Below are 25,979 nucleotides of genomic sequence, written 5' to 3' on the forward strand. Positions count from 1 at the left end.
CATAAAATTATGCAAAAAAAAGAGGCTGTAAAATACAACCTCTTTTTCATAAACAATAAGTTAATTCACCAACTTATTTTTTGCATCAGTTCCCATCGACATCTGTAAAAACAGTAGCCGTTTGGTCTTTTACTGTAATTTCTAAACTATATTCTTTTTTTGTCATTTACTCAGGATTCAGATAAAACAGCATCCGGACAGCATTTTAAAACTTCAATTTCCGGAGCTGTTTCCTCTGCAGGATTTGCCTCTTTCCTGAGCCTGTGATCTTAAAAGTGGTTAAACTTGCTAGTATAATTACTGTTTAACAGGATTCACTTTTTTTTAGGATTCTCTATTATTTCTGAATCCACTTTCCAGTTTCATCAGCGTATAAAGCACCTTCTTTATCACCAAGTTTAACTTCTAATTTATACTCTTTTTTGTCATTCACATACGCTTTAGTCAATTCAGCATCCGGATATGCTTTCTTTAAAGATTCAGTCACTGCCGCAGGAACTTCCTCTGATTTTACTTCATTGTAGACACCAGTTGTTTGAGTTGCCTGTTCAGTTGCAGGAGCTGCCTGATCTGTAGCCGGAGTTGTTTGCTCTGTAGGAGCTGAATTTTGATCCTGAGCCGGAGTTTCCTGAGCTGACATTGTTGTTAAACTTCCTAATACGATTGCTGCTGATAAGATTAATTTTTTCATGATGTGTATATTTAAAATGTTATAATTATTTTTCGAATTTATATTTATGGGGATTAATTTTTATTTATTTTTCAATCCATTTTCCTGTTTCGTCAGCATATAAAAGACCTTCTTTATCGCCAACTTTAACTTGTAACTGATACTCTTTTTTATCATTTACAGCAGCCTTATTTAAAACGGCATCCGGGAAGGCTTTTTTCAAAGCTTCAGTTACTGCAGCCGGAACCTCTTCGGTTTTGATTTCAGTGTATTCATTTACTTCCTCTGCTACTGTAGCTTCTGCAGGAGTTGCTTGTTCTGTCGCCGGAGCTGCCTGTTCTGTAGGAACTGTATTTTTATCTTCGGCAGGAGCTTGATCCTGAGCTGACATTGTTGTTAAACTTCCTAATACGATTGCTGCTGATAAGATTAATTTTTTCATGATATGTGTTTTTAAAAAATTGTTTGTTGTTATTTGAGTTTTATTGAAAGCGGTGTCCTATTTTTGAATCCATTTTCCTGTTTTGTCAGCATATAAAGCACCTTCTTTATCACCAACTTTAACATCTAACTGGTATTCATTTTTACCGTTCATATGTGCTTTATTAATTACTGCATCCGGATAAGCTTTCTTTAAAGATTCAATCACTGCCGCAGGAACTTCTTCTACTTTGATTTCTTTGAATTCGTCTGTTGCAGGAGCAGCTTGCTCTGTTTGAGCAGGAGTTTCTGCCGGAGTTGTAGTTTCTTGTGCCTGAGCATTCATTGTTGATAAACCTCCTAATACGATTGCTGTAGCTAAAATTAATTTTTTCATGATGTGTATATTTTAATATTATTATTGTTTTACACTTAGGACATTGAAATTATTATACCAATATTACTTTAACCAACCTAAAACCGATAAAAACATTGATTTACAAGGATTTAAAAGAAAATTGTAATATGTATTTATTATAAAAAGTGTGTAAAAGAAGAACAAACTGTATCTTTTTTACACACTTTAGTACACAAAAAAAGCCGCACATTACTGTACGGCTTCTCATTTTATCGATAAAAACTTTTATTCCGGGTCATTCATTTTAAATGTATCCATAAAAGCAGTGGTATAATCACCTGCAATGTAGCGAGGATCATCCATTAATTGTCTATGGAAAGGAATTGTAGTTTTAATACCTTCAATTACAAATTCGTCTAATGCTCTTCTCATTTTACTGATTGCTTCTTCACGAGATTGGGCAGTAGTAATTAATTTGGCAATCATCGAATCATAATTAGGCGGAATAGTATAACCTGAATATACGTGAGTATCTAAACGCACACCATGACCACCCGGCATATGTAAGGTAGTGATTTTTCCCGGTGAAGGTCTGAAATCATTATAGGGATCTTCGGCATTGATACGACATTCGATAGCGTGTAATTCCGGCAAATAGTTTTTCCCTGAAATTGGAATTCCGGCTGCTACCATAATTTGCTCACGAATTAAATCATAATCAATTACCTGCTCAGTAATAGGATGTTCCACCTGAATACGAGTATTCATTTCCATGAAGTAGAAATTACGGTGTTTATCTACTAAGAATTCAACAGTTCCGGCACCTTCATATTTAATATATTCTGCTGCTTTTACTGCTGCTTCTCCCATTTTCTGACGCAATTCGTCAGTCATAAATGGTGAAGGTGTTTCTTCCGTTAATTTCTGGTGACGTCTTTGTACAGAGCAATCTCTTTCAGAAAGGTGACATGCTTTTCCATAAGCATCACCTACAACCTGAATTTCAATATGACGTGGTTCTTCAATTAATTTCTCCATGTACATTCCGTCATTTCCAAAAGCAGCTGCTGCTTCCTGACGTGCACTTTCCCAAGCTTTATGAAGTTCTTCTTCTTTCCAGATAGCACGCATTCCTTTTCCACCACCACCAGCAGTAGCTTTCATCATAACAGGATATCCTATTTCTTTAGCTACTATTTGTGCTTGTTCAAAAGATTCTAAAATTCCCTCAGAACCAGGCACACATGGAACACCGGCTTCAATCATAGTTGATTTTGCAGAAGCTTTATCTCCCATTCTGTCAATCATTTCAGGTGCAGCTCCAATGAACTTAATCCCGTGTTCCTGACAGATTTTAGAAAATTTAGAATTTTCAGAAAGGAATCCGTATCCAGGATGTATTGCATCAGCATTCGTAATTTCGGCTGCAGCAATAATATTTGACATTTTCAAATAAGAAAGGTTACTTGGCGGTGGTCCAATACAAACCGCTTCGTCAGCAAATTTCACGTGTAAACTTTCTGCATCGGCTGTAGAGTAAACGGCTACTGTTTTAATACCCATTTCTTTGCAAGTTCTAATTACACGAAGTACAATCTCCCCTCTATTTGCAATTAATATTTTTTTAAACATCTTTTAAAAGTTAGAAGTTAGAAGTTAGAAGTTAGAAATCAAGAATGCAATGGATTTGAATATGGATTCAAGGTGTTGCAATCTAAAATTTCAATCTAAAATCTTAAATTTATGATGGGTCTACTAAAAATAAAGGTTGGTCAAATTCAACCGGAGACATATCATCAACTAAAATTTTAACGATTTTTCCAGAAATTTCAGATTCGATTTCATTAAATAATTTCATCGCTTCTACCACACAAAGTACATCTCCCTTAGCAATAGAAGTTCCTACTTCAACAAACATTGGTTTATCCGGAGATGGTTTTCTATAGAAAGTACCAATCATTGGCGATTTTATAGTAATGAATTTTGAATCCTCAACAACTGGTGCTGCTGCAACCGGTGTAGCTGCTGCAACCGGAGCCGCGGCAATAATTTGCTGAGCTGGAGCCTGAGCTGGCATTTGTTGTACGTAAGTAGGCTCTGAAGCAGGGCTTTCTAATGTTGTTCTAATGGTAATTTTAACATCATCCATCTCCAGTTTCACCTCGGCAACACCAGAATTAGATACAAATTTGATTAGGTTCTGAATTTCTTTTAAATCCATAATATTTGTGATTTTAGTTTAAATTTATTTTTTGTCGTATGCCCACTTCAGATAGATAGAACCCCAGGTGAATCCTCCTCCGAATGCAGCAAAAATAATAGTATCTCCTTTTTTAAACAAATGTTCAAAATCATTTAAAACAAGTGGCAACGTAGCTGATGTGGTATTTCCATATCTTTCAATATTCATCAAAACCTTAGATTCTTCCAGATTCATCCTGCTGGCAGTAGCATCAATAATACGCTTATTTGCCTGATGTGGTACTAAGAAATTTACATCTTCATTAGTAAGATTATTTCTTTTAAGGATTTGTTCACTTGCATCGGCCATATTGGTCACAGCATATTTAAATACTGTTTTTCCGTCTTGTCTTATGCTATGTCTTTTTTCTTCTATAGTTTGAATAGTAGTTGGATGAAGAGATCCTCCTGCATCAATTTTAAGAAAATCGCGGCCTACACCATCACTTCTTAAATACTCATCCTGTAATCCTAAACCTTCATAATTAGGTTCGAATAAAACCGCTCCTGCTCCGTCTCCAAAAATAATACACGTAGTTCTATCAGTATAATCAACTATCGATGACATTTTATCGGCACCTATTAGTAATACTTTTTTATATCTTCCTGATTCGATATATGCTGCAGCTGTAGACATTCCGTATAAAAAACTGGAACAAGCTGCCTGTAAATCATAAGCAAAGGCATTTGTAGCCCCTATTTGAGTAGCAACATAAGCTCCTGTTGCCGAAACCTGCATATCCGGAGTTGCAGTTGCCATTACAACCATATCAATTTCTAAGGGATCTATATTGGCTTTAGCTATTAAATCCTGAGCTGCTTTTATGGCTAAATAAGAAGTTCCTTTATCGGCATCTTTTAAAATTCTTCTTTCTTTTATTCCCGTACGCGAAGTGATCCATTCATCGTTTGTGTCCACCATAGTTTCAAGAACCTGGTTTGTAAGCACAAAATCTGGAACGTAAGCTCCAACTGCAGTAATTGCGGCCGTAATTTTATTCATTTTATTCGGATATTTTCCCTTTTGTGACAACACAAAAAGAAACGTTTAAAAAGGGGTTAAAAATACAAAAAAAATCTAAACCCTTTATCTTTAAAAACTTCTTATTTAACGAAAAGTGCAAACAATAAAAAACTCTCACATAGTGTGAGAGTTCTCGTATTATCTGTAAAAACGTATTATGCGAAAGTAGCTTCTGACTTATCAATAACCACTTGTCCTCTATAGTACATTTTTCCTTCGTGCCAGTAAGCTCTGTGGTATAAATGTGCTTCTCCTGTAATAGGACAAGTAGCGATTTGTGCTACTGTAGCTTTATAATGTGTTCTTCTCTTATCTCTTCTTGTTTTCGAGATTTTTCTTTTAGGATGTGCCATTTTACTATATTATTTATCCGTTAATAGTTGCTTTAATTTGTCCCAGCGCGGGTCTATATCTTCTTCTTTATTCTCTTTTTTATCTACTTCTTTAACTTGCAATTCATTCAGTTTATCTAAGGCTTCTGTTTTTAAACTTCCGTCTTTTACTCCCGGATGAACTCGTTTTAAAGGAACTGACAGCACAATCATCTCATAAATATATTGTATTATATCTATTTCAAATTCGCCGAAAGGCAAAATCAACAACTCTTCATTATCATTATTAAACTCTTCGCCAAAACGAACGATTAATTTCATTTTACCTTTAATTGGCAAATCAAAATCTTCACCCGTTAAGTCGCAAGGAACATTTACAGTCCCTTTGTGCTTAAAACTCAGCTCAAGCATGTTGCTTTTCTTCTCTAAAACTACTGCAACTTTGATATCTGAATTTTGATATTCATCATACTCAAAGTTCTCAAAGAACGTATTATTTATCTGATACTCAAAATGATGTTTCCCTAGCTTTAAGCCTACGAAAGGAATTAAAAATTCTTTTGTCCTGTTCATTTCAACATAATTTTGCCCAATTCTGAAGCTTCAGAACGGGGTGCAAAGATATAAAATTATTGTAAATCCAATAACGTTATTAATCTTTTTTTATTTACATTTATTTTTCTCTAACTTTTAGCGGCTTTTCAGTCATTTCTTCATACTGAATCCTTGAGCGATAGACATCTATAGCTAAATAGACTGCTTCTTTAAACGAATTAAAATCTGCAATCCCTTTACCGGCGATATCATAAGCCGTCCCGTGATCCGGCGAAGTCCTTACCTTATCCAATCCTGCTGTAAAATTAACTCCTTTTCCAAAGGATAATGTTTTAAAAGGAACCAATCCCTGATCGTGATAAGTAGCAATAACGGCATCAAATTTCTCATAATGACCACTCCCAAAAAAACCATCAGCTGCAAAAGGTCCAAAAACAGCTGTTCCTTTATCAAACATTTTTTTCAAAACCGGCTTGATCAGCTCTTCATCTTCTTTGCCAATAACACCTCCATCGCCACAATGCGGATTGAGTCCTAAAACAGCAATTTTAGGATTAGGAATGCTAAAATCACGTATTAATGATTTTTTTACGGTGGTTATTTTTTTAACAATCAGTTCTTCTGTCAATCGCGAAGCTACTTCATTAATAGGCACATGATCTGTAAGCAAACCTACTCTTAAGTTATCCTGCACCATAAACATCAAAGCATCTCCTTCTAATTCCTGACCTAAATAATCCGTATGTCCCGGAAATTTAAAATCTTCCGATTGTATGTTATACTTATTTATAGGAGCTGTTACCAAAACATCTACCAATCCATCTTTTAATGCTTTTGTAGCCGCAACAAAAGATTTTACAGCATACTCACCTACTTTATCATCATTCACACCCAAATTTAAATCCACACCCTCTTTCCAAACATTCAATACATTAATTTTCCCGGGAATAATTTGATCTAATTTATCAATTCCATGAAGAACAACGGCGGATTCTAAATTTCTTTTTATAAAAGACAGGATTTTCACATTAGCAAAAATAACAGGCGTACAAAACTCCAGCATTCGAACATCTTCAAATGTCTTCAGAACAACCTCGCTTCCAATACCATTTAAATCTCCAATTGAAATTCCTATGATAATATTTTCTGCATTTTTAATCATATCCACAAGTTTTTATTGCTAATTTTGAAGTGCAAATTTAGTAAAATAAAACAAGAATGTTTACAGGAATCATAGAAACCCTTGGAACCATCCAGGAAATAAAAAAAGAGAAAGACAATATCCACGTAACAATAGACGCATCTATTACTAATGAACTCAAAATAGACCAAAGCGTAGCCCATAACGGGATTTGTCTTACTGTGGTAGCAATAAAAGACAACAGCTATACTGTAACCGCTATTGATGAGACTATAAAAAAAACGAATTTAGGCGAATGGAAAACGGGCGACCTGGTGAATCTGGAAAGAGCCATGAAACTGGGAGACCGCCTGGACGGCCATATTGTACAAGGCCATGTGGACCAAACCGGAAATTGTATTTCCATTCAGGAAACAAACGGAAGCTGGCTTTACACCTTTGAATATGATGACAAACTTAACAATCTGACTATTGAAAAAGGCTCTATTACCGTTAACGGAGTAAGCTTAACTGTAGTGAATTCAGAGAAAAATAAATTTAGCGTAGCCATTATCCCTTACACACACGAGCACACTAATTTTAAAAATTTCGTAGTTGGTTCTAAAATCAATCTGGAATTTGATGTCATAGGGAAATATGTCTCCCGATTATACGCCAACAAAATCTAAAGAAAATTACCCAAAAGAAAACGCCCGATTATACCGGGCGTTTCTTTTTTACTGTAAAAACATATATTTTATAAAATCCAAATAACAAAGCAGCAATCAATAAAAAGACTATCCTGTCGTCAACAGGCAAGCCTGGAGGAGGAGGTGGAGGTGGAGGAGCAGGAGGGATACCTTGAGCAAAACCATCAAGACTCACCAACAAGCAAGCGATCAATAAAACATATTTATTTAGCATTTCTCTCATATAAAACAAAAAATGCTTAGAAATCCCAGGCGAGTTCAACCAAATACATTAGACTCAATCTACGCAAACTAAACATTAGCAACAAAGATATACATTTAAACGAATTCAGCACTAAAGAAAAATTCCTTAAAACGTTAATTTTAAAGGGATTTTGTCGACTTTTTAGTATTTTAATCGTAATTTGAAAACAACCCAGTTCAAAATAAAATTAAAAAATTCTTACCTCTAATTCATGTTGAAGTACTTTTCCTCTTTTTTTAAACCTACCAATCTTCATAAAAATTTATTCAACAAAAAAGCCTCTACATTGCTGTAAAGGCTTGATTTTAAAAGTGGTCCCACCTGGGCTCGAACCAGGGACCACCTGATTATGAGTCAGGTGCTCTAACCAGCTGAGCTATAGGACCGGTTAAGAGTTTGCAATATTACTACTATTTTTTGTTTGCTCCAAATATTTTCGACTTAGTTTTTTAGCATAGACTGACATTAAAAAAAACACATCAGAAAACAGCTGATTATTAGAGCCATAAAGATCTTTACAATTCTTTAATATTTTGACACAATTCAATTAAAACCCCATTGGTACTCTTAGGATGTAAAAAAACAACTAGTTTATTATCGGCGCCTTTTTTAGGAATTTCATTTAAAACATGAAAACCTTCTTCTTTTAATCTCCGGATTTCCTGCTCTATATCATCTACTTCAAAAGCAATATGATGCATTCCCTCTCCTTTTTTTTCTATAAACTTAGCAATAACACTATTCTCATCAGTAGAAGCCAGAAGTTCAATTTTACTCGTATCACTTTTAAAAAAAGAAGTAGTCACCCCTTCACTCTCTACTTCTTCCTGTTTGTAAGGCGAAACACCTAATAATTTTTCGAACAAAGCATTCGAAACCGCCAAGTCTTTTACCGCAATCCCTATATGATCGATTTTTTTCATTGTTCGAAGTATTTAATCTCAAAGATACAGTATCATTGATTGACATAGGTATTAAAATAACCACATTCTCTAATCACATCCTGATAATATTGGGTATCCGAATAGTCTTTTTCCAATGTTTTGAATCCGTTCCATGCTAAAAAATTTACTTTATCATCATAAACTTCCCAATAATTTTTATTCTGGAAATAATAACGCTGATTGTAAAAATCATTCCGCTCGCATTTTGCTAACATATAGGTACATTTTGCTTTTTGTTCTTTAGTTGTCGCTGCCAAAAGTGCTTTTTGGTAATACATTTTAGACACTGAACAATCTATGATCATTCGTTTCATAGCCTCTCTAAAATAAGTGGGGCTCGAACCATAACCTACAATGCTAATTTCATAAAAAGTTCGTGCATTTCCAAAATGAGACAGGTTATAAAATGCATTTCCTAACAACAAACTATTATTATAGACATCTTCATTTTTAGCTACTTTATGCTGCATTTCGTTTATTAAATTCAGAAAATCCATTTGAGTAAATTTTCTTTTTTGGTAAGCCGCATGCTCACAATCATGGCAATCTTTTATGTTTCCGTTAAACGGATTCCCTAATAAAACATAATGCTGTATGCTATCGGTTTCTTTCATATAAGCAATTGCCTGAGGAATTTTATTTTCAAAAGTAGCTTTTACCGCCTGAAAATTAGCAATATCTCTCCCTTTTAAGTTGTAGATTCTTTCGGCAATTTGCTCCATTTGTGTTTTATCCGTTTTTTGTAAAAAGCTTTTCATAGCCAAAAGATTCTTCTCATCATCATAAAATGAATTACCCGAATTACCCGAATAATATGCTGTAGATTGCGAAAACAACTCCGCCATAACAACATTATTTTGTGCTTTATACAAGGCTGACAAATATTGTCTGCTCCAGTTTGAGGCATTATAAAATCTGAAATTTTCGATATTTTTAGCAGGAAGTTCTTCGTACAACCATTTCAAATCACTCAGAATAGTTTGCTCTGATTTACTGTCGATTTTACTAATTTTATTCAGGTTATTGACAAAACGAAGCAATCGTAACTGACTTGAAGCCAAAACAGTTTCAGGCAAATCTTTTTCAGATGACGTATACATTTTGTCGGCTTTCTCATAATCTCCGTTCAGAGATTGCAGATAACCTAAAGCCATTTTCCACGAATAGGGTTTATCTACAGCGTCAGAACTTGCTATTTTATGCACTAATGCCAGTACAGACTGATTTAGTTTAGCTCTTTGTTCCTTTTTATTTTCGGTAACGGTGTTTTTTTGATAATCAGCACTTATTTTATTTTCCTGATTATTTATTAAACGGGTTAACAGATAATTTAAATGTTCACTTTTAGGATCTAATTCGAAAATGGCGGCTATAGCTTCTTGTTCATCATTATAATAACCACGAATAGCCCACAACGCTGCTTTTTCCTGATTTGTTTTTGCCATTTCTAAGGATTGTTGCCAGTCATTATTTTCCTGTGGATGAAAATTGTAAGCTGCCACTACACGCATTTCCGGACATTTATCAAAAACCTGGCTGTACAAATAATTAGAAACCGCATAGTTTTTTTGCTTATAATGAATTCCGGCCAGGTAACTCACCGCTCTGTAATACAAGGTGTTTTTAGGCACCGAAGCAGCTGTTTTATTAAAAAATTCGATTGCTTTTTGCTTATCATCACTATAAAAATAAGCTTTGACAGTTTGAAACCAGTACCGGTTTTTTAAAAATGCGTCTTTTACAGTAGTGTATTGACGCTCAATTTCTTTTATTGTGGCTGCATCCGTAAAACTCTTGTAAACCACAGGATCATAACTCCAGTTGTTCTCCACTACCGAAACCGACTCAATATGCTGAGCCAAATACAAAAAGGTGATAAATTCTTTTACTTTTGGTTCTTTCAAATTTATTTTCGAAGCAAAACCTATCGAAGATTCATTTTTTTTCCCGGTTTTAAAAAAGAAATACAACTCCTCGACCTTAATTTTTCGGTCATTGTCCAATAAAAAAGCTTTAACTTCTTCGGGATTCATTTTTTCTTTTAAAAAAGATTGCCAGTCAGCAGTAATTTGGTCATTAAAACGGGAATTATGCTGATCATCAAAACCAATTCCGTAAAAAACATCTCCTGATAAAAACAAAGGCGAATAAGAATTATCAGCAAAAGTTTCAGGTGTGAAATTAGAATTGTAATACCAGTTATCAAACCAATCGCCGCCGCCACAGGCATAAATGAGTCCGTACCCGAACAAAAGAATACTACTAAAAGCGATCAGTAATTTGCTTAAAAATGGTTTTTTCATAATTTTTTAAATTGTCTTCGTCTAAGTCGTAAAATATAATTTCTTTTGGTTTCTGTGGCAAATTATCTGTTAGATCAGTAGCCATTTCTTTTAAATCACTGGCGCTTATTGCTTCAATTTTTACAATATCTTCTTTTTTATAAAAAACTCCTTTTCGATAATTAGATTGTACTGCTTTAAATGTTTTTTCATCAATAGCAGTAAAATTTATATCTGCTTTTAAGTCATCAATAGTTAATTTACTTCGCAAACCCAGGATCGTGTTATCTCTGCTATGAATTCCCCAGGCATACAGCGGCAATGCTACATTTAAAGGTAACGGATATTTTTTTAAACTGGAAATATACGGCTTAGCAATAGTTCTGTCATATATAGAATTCAATGATTTTAGTCCAATAGTTCCCATATTGTAATACATTAAAACGCCGGAATGTACATTTGGAACCTTGGTTTTTTTATAATATTTCACCTGATGTAAACGAATAGTAGCTGAGATTTTTTTATGTGAAATACGTTTAAAACTTTCGATAAATGCCAGATAATTTTCGCTGCTTTTTAAAGTCCAGTCGCAATCAATTTGAATTTCGTTACAGCTTAACTGATTCGTTTTATTTATAATCTGAATAAAATCCAATGTTTTCTGGGCCAGGCTATCAATAACAATACTTGATGCTAACATCACCTCATTTTTAATATAAACAACCGGAACAATATTCTTTATTGTAGGTTTTTGAATAAAATGGATTGGAGTTCTTGGAAAAGCTTCTTTCGTTTTAGCATCTAAATCAATATCAAAATAACGGATGTATATTTTTTGTACGTTGTTTTCCTTTATCGCTTCCTGCTCCATCGCTGTTAACTGATAATTGGTTTTCCAATAGTAAAAAGAAATTACAGGTTCTTCTTTTTTGTTACAGGAAAACAACAGCAATAGTGAAAAGAGATATAAAAGATTTTTTTTCAACAAGACAGTTTATTTAGAGATTGCTAAACTAAGAAATAACGCTCAGGAGAAAAGAAAATATATGTTATTAAAAATATAAAAAACAAAATCTTTAACTACGGATGCTTTCCTTAATAATTAGCAAAAAAATTTCAATTACAGTAAATATAATCGTTATTTTGTAAATTCTAAATTATCAAATTCATGTTGAAAAACAAATTAAAATATATCCTGATCCTACTGGTGATAATCATTGCAAGCTGTGCTAAAAGAGGAACTATTACCGGCGGTTTAAAAGATACCATTTCACCTACTTTAAGTACGAGTTTCCCTGAGAACTTCAGCACTAATTTTAAAGAAAAGCAAATTAAACTGGAATTTGATGAAATTGTTATCCTCAAAGGAATCAGAAAACAACTCGTGATTTCGCCACCAATGAAGTACGAACCCCTCATTATTCCTACTACAGCCAGCAAAACAATCCTCATAAAAATAAAAGACACACTAGAACCCAACACCACTTATAGTTTTAATTTTGGACAAAGTGTAACCGATAATAACGAAGGAAATCCTTTAAATAATTTTAAATATGTGTTTTCTACAGGAACTTATATCGACTCTTTAACTCTTAACGGAAAAGTAAGATATGCTTATGAAAAAGAGCCTGAATCCTTTATTTCGGTTATGCTTTATGAAGTAAATGACACTTATAATGATTCTGTTATTTATAAAGAAAGCCCAAGATACATTACTAATACCTTGGATAGTTTAAAAACTTTTAATTTAGAAAACCTAAAAGCCGGTAAATACAAGCTAATTGCTGTAAAAGACCTGAACAACAATAATAAATTTGATCCAAAAACCGAAAAAATAGGTTTTTTTAAAGATTTTATTACGGTACCCAACGACACCCTATTTGAATTAGAACTTTTTAAGGAAAACAGTGCTTTTAAAGCGTTCAAACCTACTCAGGAAACGGCAAACAGATTGTTGATGGGTTATGAAGGGTCTGTTACTCAAACGGAGACAAGACCAAAAGTAGTTTTGAAAAACAACAATGAAACGCTGGCCAGTATTGTTACGAAACTCCCAAAAAAGGATTCACTCCAAATTTGGTTTAAACCCATTAAAACAGATTCTTTAAAAGTAGAAGTATCACAAGGAAACTACAATAAAGATTTTGTTGTTAAAATTAGAAATCCCAAAAAGGACAGTTTAACTATCGGTTCTATAAATCCTGCCGGTTTTAAAGACCTTTTTGCGTTAGAATCTTCCACTCCGTTAGTTGAATTTGATGAAACAAAAATCAAGTTAATCAATGCCGATTCAACCGATGTAAAATTCACCACGAGTTATGATGAATTCAATCAAAAATTGTTTTTTGATTTCCAAAAAGAAGTAGGTCAAAAATACAGTTTCAACATTCTTCCCGGTGCTATGACTGATTTTTTCGATCAAACCAACGACACTTTGAGTTACCAAATAAGCACTAAAGCACTGGAAGATTATGGAAATTTAAAAGTAAGATTAGAAAATGTAAAATCGTTTCCCGTTATTATAGAATTATTAAAATCCACCGGTGATGTTGTTGCCAGCGAGTATGTTAATGAAAATACCACTATCAATTTCAAACTTTTAGACCCGGCTCAATTTTCACTTCGTGCCATATATGATACCAATAAAAATCAGCGATACGATCCCGGAAGCTTCCTGGAAAAACGATATGCGGAAGAAGTTGTTTATCTTTCTGAAGAAATAGATGTGCGGGCTAACTGGGATGTCGAGCAAACTTTTGACCTAAGCATTCCTTACACTCCTCCAGTCAAAGAAATCAATAAAAAGAAGAAGCAACCCACAAATTAAAGCAAATCAAATAAATCCCGGTCATTCAAAAAACCCAGTTTTTCTCGGGCAGTAATCATTTTTTGTTTGTCTAATTCTACTACGAAAACATTTTCTGTCTCTGTTGGGGCTAGCAAATAATCCCCAAGGCAATCGAACAATTGAGAATGTCCGGAATACTGATATCCATTGGCATCAGTACCGCTTCTGTTTACTCCTGCAACATAACTCATATTTTCTATGGCACGCGCTTTAAGCAGTGTGTCCCAGGCATTCACCCTTTTTTCAGGCCAATTGGCAACATATAACAATAAATCGTAGTTTTCTACATTTCTGGAAAATACCGGAAAGCGCAAGTCATAACACACCATGGGACAAATTTTCCAACCCAGATATTCCACAATTAATTTCTGATTACCTGCCGTGTACACTTTATCTTCTCCTGCCAGTGTAAACAAATGCCTTTTATCATAAAACTGAATGTCGCCCGAAGGAAACACAAACAGCATTCTGTTATAAAAATTCCCTGATTCTTCAATTACCACACTTCCTGTTATGGCTGTGTTTTTGGCTTTCGCCAAAGCTTGCATCCACAATACGGTTTCACCTTGCATTGTTTCAGCAACAGCGGCAGGATGCATTGTAAAGCCTGTAGAAAACATCTCAGGAAGTACCATTAAATCAACAGACTCATTTATTCCATTAATTTTTTCTTCGAAAGAATCTCGGTTGGCTTTTGGGTTTTCCCAAATTAAAGAGGATTGAATAAGTGCGATTTTCATAACAAAAAAGATTGTTTCACAAAGATACGCAAAGTTACCGCAGAGATTAGCAACGTTTTTTTATTACAAAAACTCTGGAGAGCGGTACTATTTGTAGCAGATTGCATAAAAAGAGCTGTTTCACAAAGATACACAAAGTTACCGCAGAGATTAGCAGAGTTTTTTTTTCAAAACCCAGGAAGAGCGTTACTGTTTGTAGCAGATTTAGATATGAAAAAATTGTTTCACAAAAATAACATAAAGTTACCGCAGAGATTAGCAGAGTTTTTTTCAAAACCCCGGAGAGCGTTACTGTTTGTAGCAGATTGGATATAAAAAAAGCTGTTTCACAAAAATACACAAAGTTACCACAGAGATTCGCTAAGTTTATTCTAACGAACCTCGTAGAGGTGTACTGTTTGTAGCAAATTGACGGAAACAAAAAAAAGCTCCGTAGGAGCGACCTGAATTTTTATATTTCAGGTCGCTCCTACGGAGCTGATATTTTAACGAATTCTTTTTCTACAAACAGTACACCTCTACGAGGCTTTATTTTGTTCATTGATTTTGTAATTTCCTTTTATCATTATCTAAAATGTTGTTAACCCGTTGGGTGCAATTATTAAAACGTCCGTTCGAGTGTTTTTTGTGCAGTCCCGATCCCGAAACATCGGACAATGTCATTAAGTTAAGCGAATTTTGTGTCATTTCGACAAAGGAGAAATCACATAACGTGAGCAGCTAGTGAGATTCCTCATTCTTCGGAATGACAAAACAAGGTGTATCTATCATTAACTTAATGACATTGAATATCGGGACGGGACAAAACAAAAAATGTATCGAGAACCGTTTTTAATGAAATTTTTCTTGTTCTCGATATAATCCCGTCCGAAAACGGGATCACTCGAACTGACGAAAAATTATCATCTAAAACTAATTATACCCAACGGGTTGTTGCCATTTACATTATACTGAATTTCGTAACATTTTAATACGTCATTTCATTTTATACAGGGATTTCGGGTGAGGGATAGCAGTGGAAATCCTTTTATGGAACGTAGTGAAATAAAAGATTGCAACGAATAGCCCGACCTCATTCTCGTTTTTTGGAACGAGAATGAGGGCACCCCAAAATATAAAAAGCGCATTCAAATTAATGAATACGCTTTTTATATAGTATCTAGTTCCCCTTCGGGGGCTAGGGGAATATTATCCTTTCATACTTGCTGACATATACTCTCTGTTCATACGAGCAATGTTTTCAAGAGAAATACCTTTAGGACATTCTACTTCGCAAGCTCCTGTATTAGTACAGTTACCAAAACCTTCGTCGTCCATTTGTCTTACCATGTTTAGTACACGATCAGTAGCTTCTACCTGACCTTGTGGTAATAAAGCATATTGAGATACTTTGGCAGCAACAAACAACATTGCCGAAGAGTTTTTACAACTAGCCACACATGCTCCGCAACCAATACAAGTTGCAGCATCAAAAGCTTTGTCGGCATCTTGTTTGTTTACAGGAATAGTATTAGCATCGATAGTGTTTCCGGAAGTATTTACCGAGATAAATCCTCCTGCATGCTGGATTCTGTCAAAAGAGCTTCTGTCAACTACTAAGTCTTTTACAACCGGGAAAGCAGCTGCACGGAATGGCTCGATAGTAATAGTATCTCCATCCTTGAACATACGCATGTGCAATTGACAAGTAGTAACTCCTCTATCCGGACCATGAGCTTCTCCATTGATGAATAAAGAACACATTCCGCAAATTCCTTCGCGACAATCGTGGTCAAAAGCTACTGGTTCTTCACCAGCATTGATTTGTTGTTCGTTGAATACGTCAAGCATTTCAAGGAATGACATATCAGGTTCAATTCCGTCGATTTTGTAATCGACCATTTTCCCTTTATCCTGGGCGTTTTTTTGACGCCATATTTTTAATGTAAGTTTCATACTGTTTTAGTTTGAAAGTCATAAAGTCGAATGTCTAAAGTCTGTAACTTTGGACTAGGGACTTTGGACTAATTACTATTTATAACTTCTTTGAACTAATTTAATGTTTTCGTAAACTAATGGTTCTTTGTGCAATACGGCATCGCTTGGTTTTCCTTTGTATTCCCAGGCAGCAACATAAGCAAAGTTCTCATCATCACGTAGTGCTTCACCTTCTTCTGTTTGGTATTCCTCACGGAAGTGACCTCCACAAGATTCGTTACGGTGTAAAGCATCTTTAGCAAACAATTCTCCTAATTCTAAGAAATCGGCAACACGAATTGCTTTTTCTAATTCCTGATTGAATTCTTTATCAGTTCCGGGAACTTTTACATCTTTATAAAACTCTTCACGTAAAGCAGCGATTTCAACGATAGCTTCGTTTAGTCCTTTTTCGTTACGAGCCATACCTACTTTATCCCACATAATTTTACCTAATTTTTTATGGAAATAGTCTACTGAATGCGTTCCTTTATTATTGATAAATTTAGCAATCAGTTCTTTTACTGATTTCTCAGCTTCATCAAACTCTGGCCTGTCTGTAGAGATAGGTCCCATTTTGATATCCGGAGCTAAATAATCTCCAATAGTATAAGGTAATACAAAATATCCGTCAGCCAAACCTTGCATTAAAGCAGAAGCTCCAAGTCTGTTTGCTCCGTGATCAGAGAAGTTAGATTCTCCGATAGAGAAACAACCAGGAATGGTAGTCATCAGGTTATAATCAACCCAGGTTCCACCCATTGTATAGTGAACCGCAGGATAAATCATCATTGGTGTAGTATAAGGATCCTCATCTACAATTTTATAATACATCTGGAACAAGTTCCCGTATTTACTTTTTACAATTTCAGTACCTAATTTAGTTACCAAAGCTTTATCATTAGCATCTAAACCTTTTACATAAGCAGCTTCTTTTCCGTAACGTTGAATTGCTGCAGCAAAATCCAGGTAAACTGCTTCTCCTGTTTTGTTAACACCAAAACCGGCATCACATCTTTCTTTAGCAGCACGGGAAGCTACGTCACGCGGCACTAAGTTACCAAAAGCAGGATATCTTCTTTCTAAGAAATAATCTCTGTCAGCTTCCGCTAAATCAGTTGCTTTTTTCTTTCCTTCTCGAATAGCCTGAGCATCTTCCAGTTTTGCAGGAACCCAGATACGTCCGTCATTACGAAGCGACTCTGACATCAAAGTTAACTTTGACTGGTGATCTCCTGAAACCGGGATACATGTTGGGTGAATTTGTGTATAACAAGGGTTTGCGAAGAAAGCTCCTTTTTTGTGGATTTTCCAGGCTGCAGTAGCATTCGATCCCATAGCATTAGTAGACAAGAAGAAAACGTTTCCGTATCCTCCTGAACCAATAACAACTGCGTGAGCGGAATGTCTTTCGATTTCACCTGTAATCAGGTTACGAGCGATAATTCCTCTTGCTTTTCCATCAATAATTACTAAATCAAGCATTTCATGACGGTTGTACATTTTGATTTTTCCACGACCAATTTGACGGTTCATTGCAGAATAAGCTCCTAACAATAATTGTTGTCCTGTTTGACCCTGAGCATAAAATGTACGGGAAACTAAAGTTCCTCCAAAAGAACGATTGTCTAATAATCCACCATATTCACGAGCCAATGGCACCCCTTGAGCCACACACTGGTCAATAATATTAGCAGAAACTTCAGCTAAACGGTGTACGTTAGCCTCACGAGCACGGTAATCTCCTCCTTTTACAGTATCATAAAATAATCTGTAAACAGAGTCACCGTCTCCTTTATAATTTTTTGCTGCATTGATTCCCCCTTGTGCTGCAATAGAGTGTGCACGACGTGGTGAATCCTGAAAACAAAATGCTTTTACGTTATATCCTAATTCTGCTAAAGTAGCAGCTGCAGAACCTCCAGCTAATCCTGTTCCAACAACAATAATATCTAAATTACGTTTGTTAGCAGGGTTTACTAAATTAATATGATCTTTATAATTTGTCCATTTGTCCGCAATTGGACCATTTGGAATTTTTGAATCTAATGCCATTATAATTGAATATTAATGATTGAAATGATGAAATAGTGCAATAAATACGAATCCTAAAGGAACGATTACAGAAAACCATAATCCGAAATTCTTCATTCCTTTTGTATATTTATTATTGGCTCCTACTGATTGAAAAGAAGAACTAAATCCGTGACGTAAGTGTAAAGACAACAACACAAATGACAAACAGTATAAACCAGTACGCACCGGACTTACAAATTTCTCAGCTAATTCATGAAAATAACGAGTCTCATCAGCAGGATTAAATGCTACATATTTATATACCATTTCCGGAACCCAGAAATCATAAAAATGCAATACTAAAAATGCCAAAATCACAGAACCTGAAATAATCATGTTACGTGAAGCCCAACTTGCATTAGCAGCTCCATTATAACTTGCATAACCTACTGGTCTCGCTTTTTTGTTTTGGATATCCAATACAAATCCCATGATAAAGTGAAAAATAACCCCTATAATAAGAATAGGCTGAATAACAAATTGAACCAAAGGATTCAATCCCATGAAATGAGAAATCGAATTAAAAACATCAGCACTGAAAACTGACATCATATTAATAAAAAAATGCTGCGCTAGAAACAACATCAAAAAAAGTCCTGAAAGTGCCATAGCTACTTTTTTTGCTATTGACGATTTCAATAATCCAGATTTTGCCATAATATTTTAGAATATAATTTAAAAAGTACACAAAAATAAATCAATTAGTAACGAACTACAACCTTTTCGTTCTTATTTAGAAACGTTATAAAGTTTTTATTAAAAATCACTCCTTTCAGCAGATAAAAACAACGCAATTAACTGTATAACAATTATTTACAAATTAAAAAGCTTAAAAACATAAAAAAACGGCTGTAAAAACAAATTAATTATTGCTATTTAGACACATAAAAAATACACATTTAATAATTTTTACAGTAAATCCCTTTAAAATCAACAAAAAACACAAAAACACACTATTTTGTGTAGTTAAAAAAACTGCTTTTCCAATATGGGATTTTATCTTTGCCTCTTCATAAAAAAATGAAAATGAAAACAGGAATTGACGCACTATCATTTGACGTAGCCAAACTACATTTACCTATAAAAACATTGGCAGAAGCCAGAAACATAGAACCTGAAAAACTTGAAAAAGGACTGGGTTTACTAAAAATGACCTTGCCGGACATGCATCAGGACAGCGTAGTTTTTGCCGCAAATGCCCTGACCAGATTAATCCAGGACAACTCCATTAACTTAAGCGAAATTGCAAGAATCTATGTAGGAACCGAAAGCGCTATTGACAATGCAAAACCCATTGGTTCTTTTCTTATAGATTTGATGGAACAAAAATTTGGTGAAAATACCTTAGCCGAATGTGATGTGGTCGATTTCACGTTTGCCTGTATTGGCGGTGTGGATGCTTTGCAAAACTGCCTTGATTTTATCAAATTAAATCCTGATAAAAAAGCCATTGTTGTTACTACTGATTTTGCCAAATACGATTTAAATTCCACCGGAGAATACACTCAGGGTGCCGGAGCAACAGCGATGCTAATTACTGTGAACCCAAGAATCATTGCTTTCGAAAATCATTGGGCAACCAATACTAAAGGTGTTTTTGACTTTTTTAAACCGCATAGAACAGTTTCTAAAGAAGCTATAACCGGAAATACAAATAACGAAGCCTGGTTTGATAATTTAGAAGCCGAAATTGAAATCCACAAAGACCAGCCGGTTTTTGACGGTCAATATTCGAACCAATGTTACATGGACAGAACCCGTAATGCTTATTTCTCATTCAAGAAACTAAAACAAACTTCAGATACTTTATACCAATCCTGGAACAGCATTATCATGCACCTGCCGTATTCATTCCAAGGTCGCAGAATGCTATCTGAAATTTATGCTTTGGATGCCGAAAATTCCATTATTTCCGGTGAAGAAAATCCTGCTGAATACCAGACTAAACTGAAAGAAACCAGCAAAACGCCTGAGTACAAAAACTTTGTGGAAGAGAAATTAATGCCTGCCGAATTAGCTTCTTCATTAATTGGAAACTTATACACAGGTTCCATTTTCATGGGATTCTTGTCGACTTTAGCGCATTTCTATGATTCGGAAAAAGAAATTGCAGGCAACACTTTTGGATTTTTGGCTTACGGAAGTGGTTCCAAATCAAAAGTATTCGAAGGAATCATTCAGGACGAATGGAAATCGGCTTTAGCCAATGTAAATCTTTTCGAAACGCTGAATAAAAGTTTCGAAATTGATTTTAATACCTACGAAAGTCTTCATAAAAAAGAACAAAAACAAAGCGTTCAATCGCCAAAAAACGAATGGATTTTAGATCGAATCGAAAAAGAAATTCCAAATCTTATTGGTGCACGTTATTACAAATGGATTGCTTAAATTTGAGATCATAAATTACTATAATAAAAAACTTTAACCTATACACTTAGTTTGTCATTCCGACGAAGGAGGAATCTTCGTTGCGTGAGCAGTTTGATGAGATTCCTCCTTCGTCGGAATGACAAGATTGTGGTTATGTCTATTTATAGTACTTAAAAGTTAAATAATACAAATAAAAACTTTCTCAAATGAAATACCATCAGATTGATCGCCATTTATTTATAAAAAATCGCAGCAAATTTACGGCTCAAATGAAGCCTAAAAGTGTCGCTGTTTTTAATTCGAACGATATTTATCCAGTGAGTGCCGACAGTACTTTGCCGTTTGCACAACATCGTGACATTTTTTATTTAAGCGGAATCGATCAGGAGGAAAGTATTTTGCTGCTTTTCCCCGATGCACCTTATGAGCATCAAAAAGAAATGTTGTTCCTGAAAGAAACCAGCGAATTAATCGCTATTTGGGAAGGGGAAAAACTAACCAAAGAACGTGCTTTTGAAATTTCAGGGATAAAAACGGTTTACTGGCTACAGGATTTCGAAAAAATATTGTTTGAATTAATGACTTATTCAGACACTATTTACATCAATACTAACGAACATTACCGTTCGCACGTGGAGACCGAAACCCGCGAAGCCCGTTTTGTAAAATGGTGGAAAGAGAAATACCCTGCTCATCAGGTAGCTAAAAGTAATCCTATTTTGCAACGCCTTCGTTCGGTAAAAGAAAGTGAAGAACTGGATTTGATTCAGCACGCCTGCAACATTACCGAAAAAGGTTTCAGACGTATTCTGGAATTTGTAAAACCAAATGTAATGGAATACGAAATCGAAGCCGAATTGATTCATGAATTCGTTCGCAATCGTTCCAAAGGTTTTGCTTACACTCCAATTATCGCATCGGGAAACAACGCTAATGTGTTGCATTATATAGAAAACAACCAGCAATGCAAAGCAGGTGATTTGATTTTGCTTGACGTTGCTGCCGAATATGCTAATTATTCCAGCGATTTAACCCGAACTATTCCCGTTTCCGGACGCTATTCTGAAAGACAAAAAGCAGTTTATAATGCTGTTTTAAGAGTAAAAAAGGAAGCTACTAAAATGCTGACTCCGGGAACAAACTGGAAGCAATATCATGTAGAAGTGGGTAAAATCATGACTTCCGAATTATTAGGCTTGGCACTCATAGACAAAGCCGATGTACAAAATGAAAATCCGGACTGGCCGGCTTACAAAAAATATTTCATGCACGGCACCTCGCACCACATGGGACTCGACACGCATGATTACGGACTTTTAACGGAGCCAATGCAAGCCAATATGGTTTTTACCGTTGAACCGGGAATCTACATTCCTGCAGAAGGTTTTGGAATCCGGATTGAGGATGATGTAGTCATTCAGGCAACGGGAGAACCATTTAATCTGATGAAAAACATTCCTATAGAAGTCGAGGAAATTGAACATTTAATGAATTCCTGATTGAGAGAATAGAATCATATGACTGTCTGCTAAGCGGACTAAATAAAAAAAACAGACCACAGATGACACAGATTGAACCGATAAAAACGGATTTTTATAGCCCTTTGTAAATCACAATCTGCGATAATCCGTTAAATCAGTTTCATCAGTGTGCTATTCTCAAGGATTGGGTTAAAAAACGGATAGTCATATACAATAAAGAAAATAGACGGTTTACGAAAGTGAGCCGTTTTTTTATTGCTTCGAGTTGGTGAAAAATATTTTAACCCGGTGGGTGTAATTATCAAAAACGTCAATTCGATTTTTTGCGTAATGAAATGGAGTGAAAATGTATCGAGAATCGTTTTTGATAATGATTTTTCTTGTTCTCGATACAATCCCGTCCGAAAACGGGATTACTCGAACTGACGAAAAATTATCATCAAAAACTAATTACACCCAACGTTATAAAAAATCTGCGAATCTGCGGTTGATTTTATTTGCTCCTTTTTTGGGTGCATCCCTGCGGGTCGGGTTATCCGCTGTATCTTTTATCTCGTTCTTAAAAACGAGATAAAAGGATGCCGCTCCTACCCCTTGCACAAAATCAGTACCATTGAAATCTAGTGTAAATTTTGTAAATTTAGCTTTCAAAAAAAAATCAATAAACAATATAAAGATGCAAGCACACGAAATAGATTATCAGATTTTTGGAGAAGAAATGCAATATGTCGAAATCGAACTTGATCCACAGGAAATAGTCATTGCCGAATCAGGGAGCTTTATGATGATGGATAACAACATTCAGATGCAAACTATTTTTGGCGACGGATCCCAACAACAATCGGGGATTTTTGACAAACTTTTAAGCGCCGGAAAAAGAGTTCTTACAGGCGAAAGTCTTTTTATGACCGCTTTTATCAATCAAAATTATGGCAAAGCCAAAGTGTCTTTTGCCTCCCCTTATCCCGGTAAAATTCTCCCGATTGATTTAACCCAATTCAACGGAAAATTCATTTGCCAGAAAAGTTCGTTTTTATGTGCTGCCAAAGGTGTTGCAGTAGGAATTGAATTCTCCAGAAAGCTGGGTCGCGGACTCTTTGGTGGGGAAGGTTTCATCATGCAAAAAATTGAAGGCGACGGAATGGCATTTGTACATTCAGGAGGAACAATGGCTAAGAAAGAATTAAAAGCCGGTGAAATCCTAAAAGTCGATACCGGTTGTATTATAGGATTTACCCAGGATATTGATTATGACATTGAATTTATTGGCGGAATCAGAAATTCGATTTTTGGAGGCGAAGGTTTGTTTTATGCCACACTTCGAGGTCCGGGAACAGTTTACATACAATCCCTTCCTTTTAGCCGCCTTGCCGACAGAATTATTGCCTCAGCTCCAAAAGCTGGTGGAGAAAGTCGTGGAGAAGGTAGTTTACTAGGCGGATTAGGAAATTTACTCGATGGTGATAATCGATTTTAGTCTCTATTTCACACTTCCTTTTGTCATTCCGACGAAGGAGGAATCTCATTAGTTATTCCCGTTGTGTGATTTCTCCTTCGTCGAAATATAACAAAATCATTATCATAATATCAGTAAACAATTTGATGTTTATACAATATTTGTTTAAACTCTTTTTCAAGATTTCCATCATTCAATTCAACAAAACAAAGCCTGTTCTCTCTATTCATTCTTGAAATAATTTTCTCGTCAATAATACTTAATAAATTTTTAATTTTTCCCGCTTTATCATTATTATCATAATAAAAAACACATATTTTGGATTTATTTAATTTGTCTTGTTCTAAAAATCTGAACAACTCTAAAATATATTCCTTATCTGACTTATCTAAAGAATGTCCAACTATATAAAAAAAAGTTTCTTCATCATATAAAGTATTAACTTTTGGAAAATCAACAAATTTCTTATTAGAGTTTTTCTTTATTTTTTGATAATATTTTGTAAAACCATAAGGTTTAAATTGTTTTAATTCATCTAAGATATCACTAACCCCAAGAACTAAATTCTGTTCCTGAGAGTCCTCATTTATTTCCCCATGTAAATAAACCACTTTTGATTTATCAACTTTATAAATATTTTCTAAAGTTGGAGTATAATTGAAAGTATAAATTTCATCAATTAAATGAAATGAAATTGATGATTTGTGAATTATTTCAAGATAAAAATTTCCCACCACATCTACTAAATAACGATTAAAAATCACAATAAAATCTTCAAATGATTTTGACAAATCTTCTAATATTAACTTCATTTCAATCGAAAATCTTCTTTTGTTAAAATATCTATCCTGCAACTTTACAATTCTATTTGAAATAATCTTAATAACACCTAACATTTCAAGATCAGTATATTCGTCAGAACTAATTTCAATATAATTTTCTTTTAAATTCAGTTTACTTACATTTCCAGAAAAATAGTTTAATTTATTTAAAATAACTTCAATTTCTATTTCAAAATCAATCCAAGTATCTATTTCTGTAACATTTTTAAAATATTTATACCAAGGATTTATTTTCAACAATTCATCTATTCGTTCAATTTTTGAATTATCAAATTTAATTTGTTCCACATTATAATTTTCAATAATTGAATTAAAATCGTGTGGAAATCTATCTTTATAAAATCTACCAAATAAATCTGAAAAAGCAACTTCATCTTTAAACTGAAACTTTTCAATTGTCTCCATTATTGCAATAAAATGATGATATTTTGTCGGTAAATAATGAAATAAATCAAACCCGTTTCCTGTAATTAAAATTTTACTCATATCTAAAAATCCTTTTCTCAAATATACTTACTTTTATTACAAATAAGAGATTAGATATTTACGCAAAGGAAATTCTTATCAACAAGTTTAAAAACATTCATAAGAGAACAAAACGAAATTGCTAGCCCCGATTGAAGCGACATCCTTTTATCTCGTTTTTAAGAACGAGATAAAAGATATAGCGAAAAGCGGGAGGAATCGGGAATAATACGGTAATTTTCTGCTGCTAAAAACACAAAAAATCCCTTACTAACTTTTACGTCAGTAAGGGATTTTCAACTTTATTACTTGGTTTTTATTATCCAATTTTAGCAATCTGCACATCTAATGCAAATTTTCCTGTAGCTTCATTTTCGTTGATTAATTCGAAAAGTTCTAAAGCTCTGCGTGCATTTTTCTCTTCTTCTCTTTGCTCAGCAACATACCACATCATAAAATCTTCTGTAGCATAATCGTTTTCGGCTCTGCATTTTGCAATTACTTTATTGATGGCCTTAGTTACAGCGATTTCGTTTTGTAAAGCGATGTCAAAAACCTCTCTAAAAGAAGCAAATTCCTGTTGTACTTCAGGAACAGAAGGCGTAATTGCAATTCCGCCCATATCAGTGATATATTTAAATACTTTTAAAAAGTGTTCGCGCTCTTCTTCTGCTTGTTTGTATAAATATTCTGCAGTATTTACAAAACCGTTTCTGTCTAACCAAGCCGCCATTGCTAAATATTTATTAGAAGCATCGCTCTCAATTTTAGCTTGTAAGTTTAATATTTGTTCAATTCCTTCGGATAACGAAGTACTTGTTCTTAGTAAATCTTTCATGACTTTT

Annotated in this window: 24 protein-coding genes and 1 tRNA gene; 5 read left to right on the top strand and 20 right to left on the bottom strand. The window is 34.6% G+C overall.

The annotated features are described in order from the left end of the window. Positions 1-337: 337 nt before the first annotated feature. From BUB89_RS03665 to pdxA, 9 genes are all read right to left on the bottom strand, one after another. A complete protein-coding gene (locus tag BUB89_RS03665; protein ID WP_073242086.1) occupies positions 338-691 on the bottom strand; it encodes a hypothetical protein in 354 nt (117 codons plus the stop codon). A gap of 64 nt (positions 692-755) precedes the next feature. Next, the gene (locus tag BUB89_RS03670; RefSeq protein WP_073242088.1) at positions 756-1,112 is read right to left on the bottom strand and encodes a hypothetical protein; all 357 of its coding nucleotides are present in this window, start codon (positions 1,110-1,112) and stop codon (positions 756-758) included. Between the two features lie 57 nt (positions 1,113-1,169). Next, positions 1,170-1,487 (bottom strand): hypothetical protein, encoded by a 318-nt coding sequence (locus BUB89_RS03675; protein WP_073242090.1) that lies wholly within the window; start codon positions 1,485-1,487, stop codon positions 1,170-1,172. A 246-nt stretch (positions 1,488-1,733) separates the two neighbouring features. Then, on the bottom strand, positions 1,734-3,080 hold the full coding sequence (gene accC / locus BUB89_RS03680; RefSeq protein WP_073242092.1) for an acetyl-CoA carboxylase biotin carboxylase subunit: 1,347 nt from the start codon (positions 3,078-3,080) through the stop codon (positions 1,734-1,736). Positions 3,081-3,189: 109 nt separating this feature from the next. Next, positions 3,190-3,669 carry an acetyl-CoA carboxylase biotin carboxyl carrier protein gene (gene accB, locus BUB89_RS03685; RefSeq protein WP_073242093.1) on the bottom strand — a complete coding sequence of 160 codons (480 nt, stop codon included), beginning with the start codon at positions 3,667-3,669 and terminating at the stop codon, positions 3,190-3,192. A 24-nt stretch (positions 3,670-3,693) separates the two neighbouring features. Continuing rightward, positions 3,694-4,692 (bottom strand): beta-ketoacyl-ACP synthase III, encoded by a 999-nt coding sequence (locus tag BUB89_RS03690; protein WP_073242970.1) that lies wholly within the window; start codon positions 4,690-4,692, stop codon positions 3,694-3,696. 176 nt (positions 4,693-4,868) lie between these two features. Continuing rightward, entirely contained in the window at positions 4,869-5,066 is a 198-nt protein-coding gene (gene rpmF / locus BUB89_RS03695; protein ID WP_073242095.1) for a 50S ribosomal protein L32, read from the bottom strand. A 9-nt stretch (positions 5,067-5,075) separates the two neighbouring features. After that, complete coding sequence (locus BUB89_RS03700; protein WP_073242097.1) at positions 5,076-5,618, bottom strand: YceD family protein; 543 nt, start codon at positions 5,616-5,618, stop codon at positions 5,076-5,078. Between the two features lie 100 nt (positions 5,619-5,718). Then, complete coding sequence (pdxA, locus tag BUB89_RS03705; protein WP_073242099.1) at positions 5,719-6,762, bottom strand: 4-hydroxythreonine-4-phosphate dehydrogenase PdxA; 1,044 nt, start codon at positions 6,760-6,762, stop codon at positions 5,719-5,721. 56 nt (positions 6,763-6,818) lie between these two features. On the opposite strand from pdxA, the gene BUB89_RS03710 reads away from it, so the two are divergent. Next, positions 6,819-7,409, top strand: coding sequence for a riboflavin synthase (locus BUB89_RS03710; protein ID WP_073242101.1), 591 nt, complete (start codon positions 6,819-6,821; stop codon positions 7,407-7,409). Positions 7,410-7,437: 28 nt separating this feature from the next. On the opposite strand, the gene BUB89_RS03715 is transcribed toward BUB89_RS03710, so the two are convergent. From BUB89_RS03715 to BUB89_RS03735, 5 genes are all read right to left on the bottom strand, one after another. Next, positions 7,438-7,653: a hypothetical protein gene (locus BUB89_RS03715; protein ID WP_141384436.1), complete on the bottom strand. Its 216-nt coding sequence runs from the start codon at positions 7,651-7,653 to the stop codon at positions 7,438-7,440. Between the two features lie 333 nt (positions 7,654-7,986). Beyond that, positions 7,987-8,060 (bottom strand) — tRNA-Ile (locus BUB89_RS03720). Positions 8,061-8,189: 129 nt separating this feature from the next. After that, positions 8,190-8,597 (bottom strand): methylmalonyl-CoA epimerase, encoded by a 408-nt coding sequence (gene mce, locus BUB89_RS03725; RefSeq protein ID WP_073242102.1) that lies wholly within the window; start codon positions 8,595-8,597, stop codon positions 8,190-8,192. A gap of 32 nt (positions 8,598-8,629) precedes the next feature. Continuing rightward, complete coding sequence (locus BUB89_RS03730; protein ID WP_073242103.1) at positions 8,630-10,921, bottom strand: hypothetical protein; 2,292 nt, start codon at positions 10,919-10,921, stop codon at positions 8,630-8,632. After that, positions 10,881-11,885 carry a hypothetical protein gene (locus BUB89_RS03735; protein WP_073242105.1) on the bottom strand — a complete coding sequence of 335 codons (1,005 nt, stop codon included), beginning with the start codon at positions 11,883-11,885 and terminating at the stop codon, positions 10,881-10,883. Before BUB89_RS03735 ends, BUB89_RS03730 begins: the two co-directional genes overlap by 41 nt. A 183-nt stretch (positions 11,886-12,068) precedes the next feature. Between BUB89_RS03735 and BUB89_RS03740 the strand changes: the two genes are divergently transcribed. After that, on the top strand, positions 12,069-13,727 hold the full coding sequence (locus tag BUB89_RS03740; RefSeq protein ID WP_073242106.1) for an Ig-like domain-containing domain: 1,659 nt from the start codon (positions 12,069-12,071) through the stop codon (positions 13,725-13,727). On the opposite strand, the gene BUB89_RS03745 is transcribed toward BUB89_RS03740, so the two are convergent. The 4 genes from BUB89_RS03745 to BUB89_RS03765 all read right to left on the bottom strand — a co-directional run bounded on the left by BUB89_RS03745 (position 13,724) and on the right by BUB89_RS03765 (position 19,177). Next, positions 13,724-14,488, bottom strand: coding sequence for an amidohydrolase (locus tag BUB89_RS03745; RefSeq protein WP_073242107.1), 765 nt, complete (start codon positions 14,486-14,488; stop codon positions 13,724-13,726). The two genes, BUB89_RS03740 and BUB89_RS03745, sit on opposite strands and share 4 nt — an antisense overlap. A gap of 1,188 nt (positions 14,489-15,676) precedes the next feature. After that, complete coding sequence (locus BUB89_RS03755; RefSeq protein ID WP_073242109.1) at positions 15,677-16,423, bottom strand: succinate dehydrogenase/fumarate reductase iron-sulfur subunit; 747 nt, start codon at positions 16,421-16,423, stop codon at positions 15,677-15,679. 75 nt (positions 16,424-16,498) lie between these two features. Further along, positions 16,499-18,499 (bottom strand): fumarate reductase/succinate dehydrogenase flavoprotein subunit, encoded by a 2,001-nt coding sequence (locus BUB89_RS03760; protein WP_073242110.1) that lies wholly within the window; start codon positions 18,497-18,499, stop codon positions 16,499-16,501. A gap of 12 nt (positions 18,500-18,511) precedes the next feature. Further along, a complete protein-coding gene (locus BUB89_RS03765) occupies positions 18,512-19,177 on the bottom strand; it encodes a succinate dehydrogenase cytochrome b subunit (RefSeq protein ID WP_073242111.1) in 666 nt (221 codons plus the stop codon). Between the two features lie 369 nt (positions 19,178-19,546). Here BUB89_RS03765 and BUB89_RS03770 point away from each other — a divergent pair, with 369 nt between their 5' ends. From BUB89_RS03770 to BUB89_RS03785, 3 genes are all read left to right on the top strand, one after another. Then, positions 19,547-20,908 carry a hydroxymethylglutaryl-CoA synthase family protein gene (locus tag BUB89_RS03770; RefSeq protein ID WP_073242974.1) on the top strand — a complete coding sequence of 454 codons (1,362 nt, stop codon included), beginning with the start codon at positions 19,547-19,549 and terminating at the stop codon, positions 20,906-20,908. A 188-nt stretch (positions 20,909-21,096) separates the two neighbouring features. Continuing rightward, on the top strand, positions 21,097-22,389 hold the full coding sequence (locus BUB89_RS03775; RefSeq protein WP_073242112.1) for an aminopeptidase P family protein: 1,293 nt from the start codon (positions 21,097-21,099) through the stop codon (positions 22,387-22,389). A gap of 658 nt (positions 22,390-23,047) precedes the next feature. Beyond that, positions 23,048-23,848 carry a TIGR00266 family protein gene (locus BUB89_RS03785; protein WP_073242976.1) on the top strand — a complete coding sequence of 267 codons (801 nt, stop codon included), beginning with the start codon at positions 23,048-23,050 and terminating at the stop codon, positions 23,846-23,848. Between the two features lie 110 nt (positions 23,849-23,958). Here the strand turns inward: BUB89_RS03785 and BUB89_RS03790 are convergent, their stop codons facing one another. Together BUB89_RS03790 and BUB89_RS03795 are read right to left on the bottom strand one after the other, a co-directional pair. Continuing rightward, positions 23,959-25,176, bottom strand: coding sequence for an AbiH family protein (locus tag BUB89_RS03790; RefSeq protein ID WP_073242115.1), 1,218 nt, complete (start codon positions 25,174-25,176; stop codon positions 23,959-23,961). A gap of 277 nt (positions 25,177-25,453) precedes the next feature. After that, on the bottom strand, positions 25,454-25,972 hold the full coding sequence (locus BUB89_RS03795) for a ferritin (RefSeq protein WP_073242117.1): 519 nt from the start codon (positions 25,970-25,972) through the stop codon (positions 25,454-25,456). Positions 25,973-25,979: the final 7 nt, after the last annotated feature.

Source organism: Flavobacterium flevense (genome assembly GCF_900142775.1).
GTDB lineage: Bacteria > Bacteroidota > Bacteroidia > Flavobacteriales > Flavobacteriaceae > Flavobacterium > Flavobacterium flevense.

Bases quoted from the DNA above. Each gene is read 5' to 3' on its own strand.
- BUB89_RS03740 (WP_073242106.1), top strand. From the start codon at position 12,069: ATGTTGAAAAACAAATTAAAATATATCCTGATCCTACTGGTGATAATC.
- BUB89_RS03690 (WP_073242970.1), bottom strand. From the start codon at position 4,692: ATGAATAAAATTACGGCCGCAATTACTGCAGTTGGAGCTTACGTTCCA.
- BUB89_RS03785 (WP_073242976.1), top strand. From the start codon at position 23,048: ATGCAAGCACACGAAATAGATTATCAGATTTTTGGAGAAGAAATGCAA.
- BUB89_RS03670 (WP_073242088.1), bottom strand. From the start codon at position 1,112: ATGAAAAAATTAATCTTATCAGCAGCAATCGTATTAGGAAGTTTAACA.
- BUB89_RS03665 (WP_073242086.1), bottom strand. From the start codon at position 691: ATGAAAAAATTAATCTTATCAGCAGCAATCGTATTAGGAAGTTTAACA.
- BUB89_RS03795 (WP_073242117.1), bottom strand. From the start codon at position 25,972: ATGAAAGATTTACTAAGAACAAGTACTTCGTTATCCGAAGGAATTGAA.
- BUB89_RS03700 (WP_073242097.1), bottom strand. From the start codon at position 5,618: ATGAACAGGACAAAAGAATTTTTAATTCCTTTCGTAGGCTTAAAGCTA.
- BUB89_RS03715 (WP_141384436.1), bottom strand. From the start codon at position 7,653: ATGAGAGAAATGCTAAATAAATATGTTTTATTGATCGCTTGCTTGTTG.
- rpmF (WP_073242095.1), bottom strand. From the start codon at position 5,066: ATGGCACATCCTAAAAGAAAAATCTCGAAAACAAGAAGAGATAAGAGA.
- BUB89_RS03675 (WP_073242090.1), bottom strand. From the start codon at position 1,487: ATGAAAAAATTAATTTTAGCTACAGCAATCGTATTAGGAGGTTTATCA.
- BUB89_RS03745 (WP_073242107.1), bottom strand. From the start codon at position 14,488: ATGAAAATCGCACTTATTCAATCCTCTTTAATTTGGGAAAACCCAAAA.
- BUB89_RS03775 (WP_073242112.1), top strand. From the start codon at position 21,097: ATGAAATACCATCAGATTGATCGCCATTTATTTATAAAAAATCGCAGC.
- accC (WP_073242092.1), bottom strand. From the start codon at position 3,080: ATGTTTAAAAAAATATTAATTGCAAATAGAGGGGAGATTGTACTTCGT.
- BUB89_RS03770 (WP_073242974.1), top strand. From the start codon at position 19,547: ATGAAAACAGGAATTGACGCACTATCATTTGACGTAGCCAAACTACAT.
- BUB89_RS03765 (WP_073242111.1), bottom strand. From the start codon at position 19,177: ATGGCAAAATCTGGATTATTGAAATCGTCAATAGCAAAAAAAGTAGCT.
- accB (WP_073242093.1), bottom strand. From the start codon at position 3,669: ATGGATTTAAAAGAAATTCAGAACCTAATCAAATTTGTATCTAATTCT.
- BUB89_RS03730 (WP_073242103.1), bottom strand. From the start codon at position 10,921: ATGAAAAAACCATTTTTAAGCAAATTACTGATCGCTTTTAGTAGTATT.
- pdxA (WP_073242099.1), bottom strand. From the start codon at position 6,762: ATGATTAAAAATGCAGAAAATATTATCATAGGAATTTCAATTGGAGAT.
- BUB89_RS03755 (WP_073242109.1), bottom strand. From the start codon at position 16,423: ATGAAACTTACATTAAAAATATGGCGTCAAAAAAACGCCCAGGATAAA.
- mce (WP_073242102.1), bottom strand. From the start codon at position 8,597: ATGAAAAAAATCGATCATATAGGGATTGCGGTAAAAGACTTGGCGGTT.
- BUB89_RS03760 (WP_073242110.1), bottom strand. From the start codon at position 18,499: ATGGCATTAGATTCAAAAATTCCAAATGGTCCAATTGCGGACAAATGG.
- BUB89_RS03710 (WP_073242101.1), top strand. From the start codon at position 6,819: ATGTTTACAGGAATCATAGAAACCCTTGGAACCATCCAGGAAATAAAA.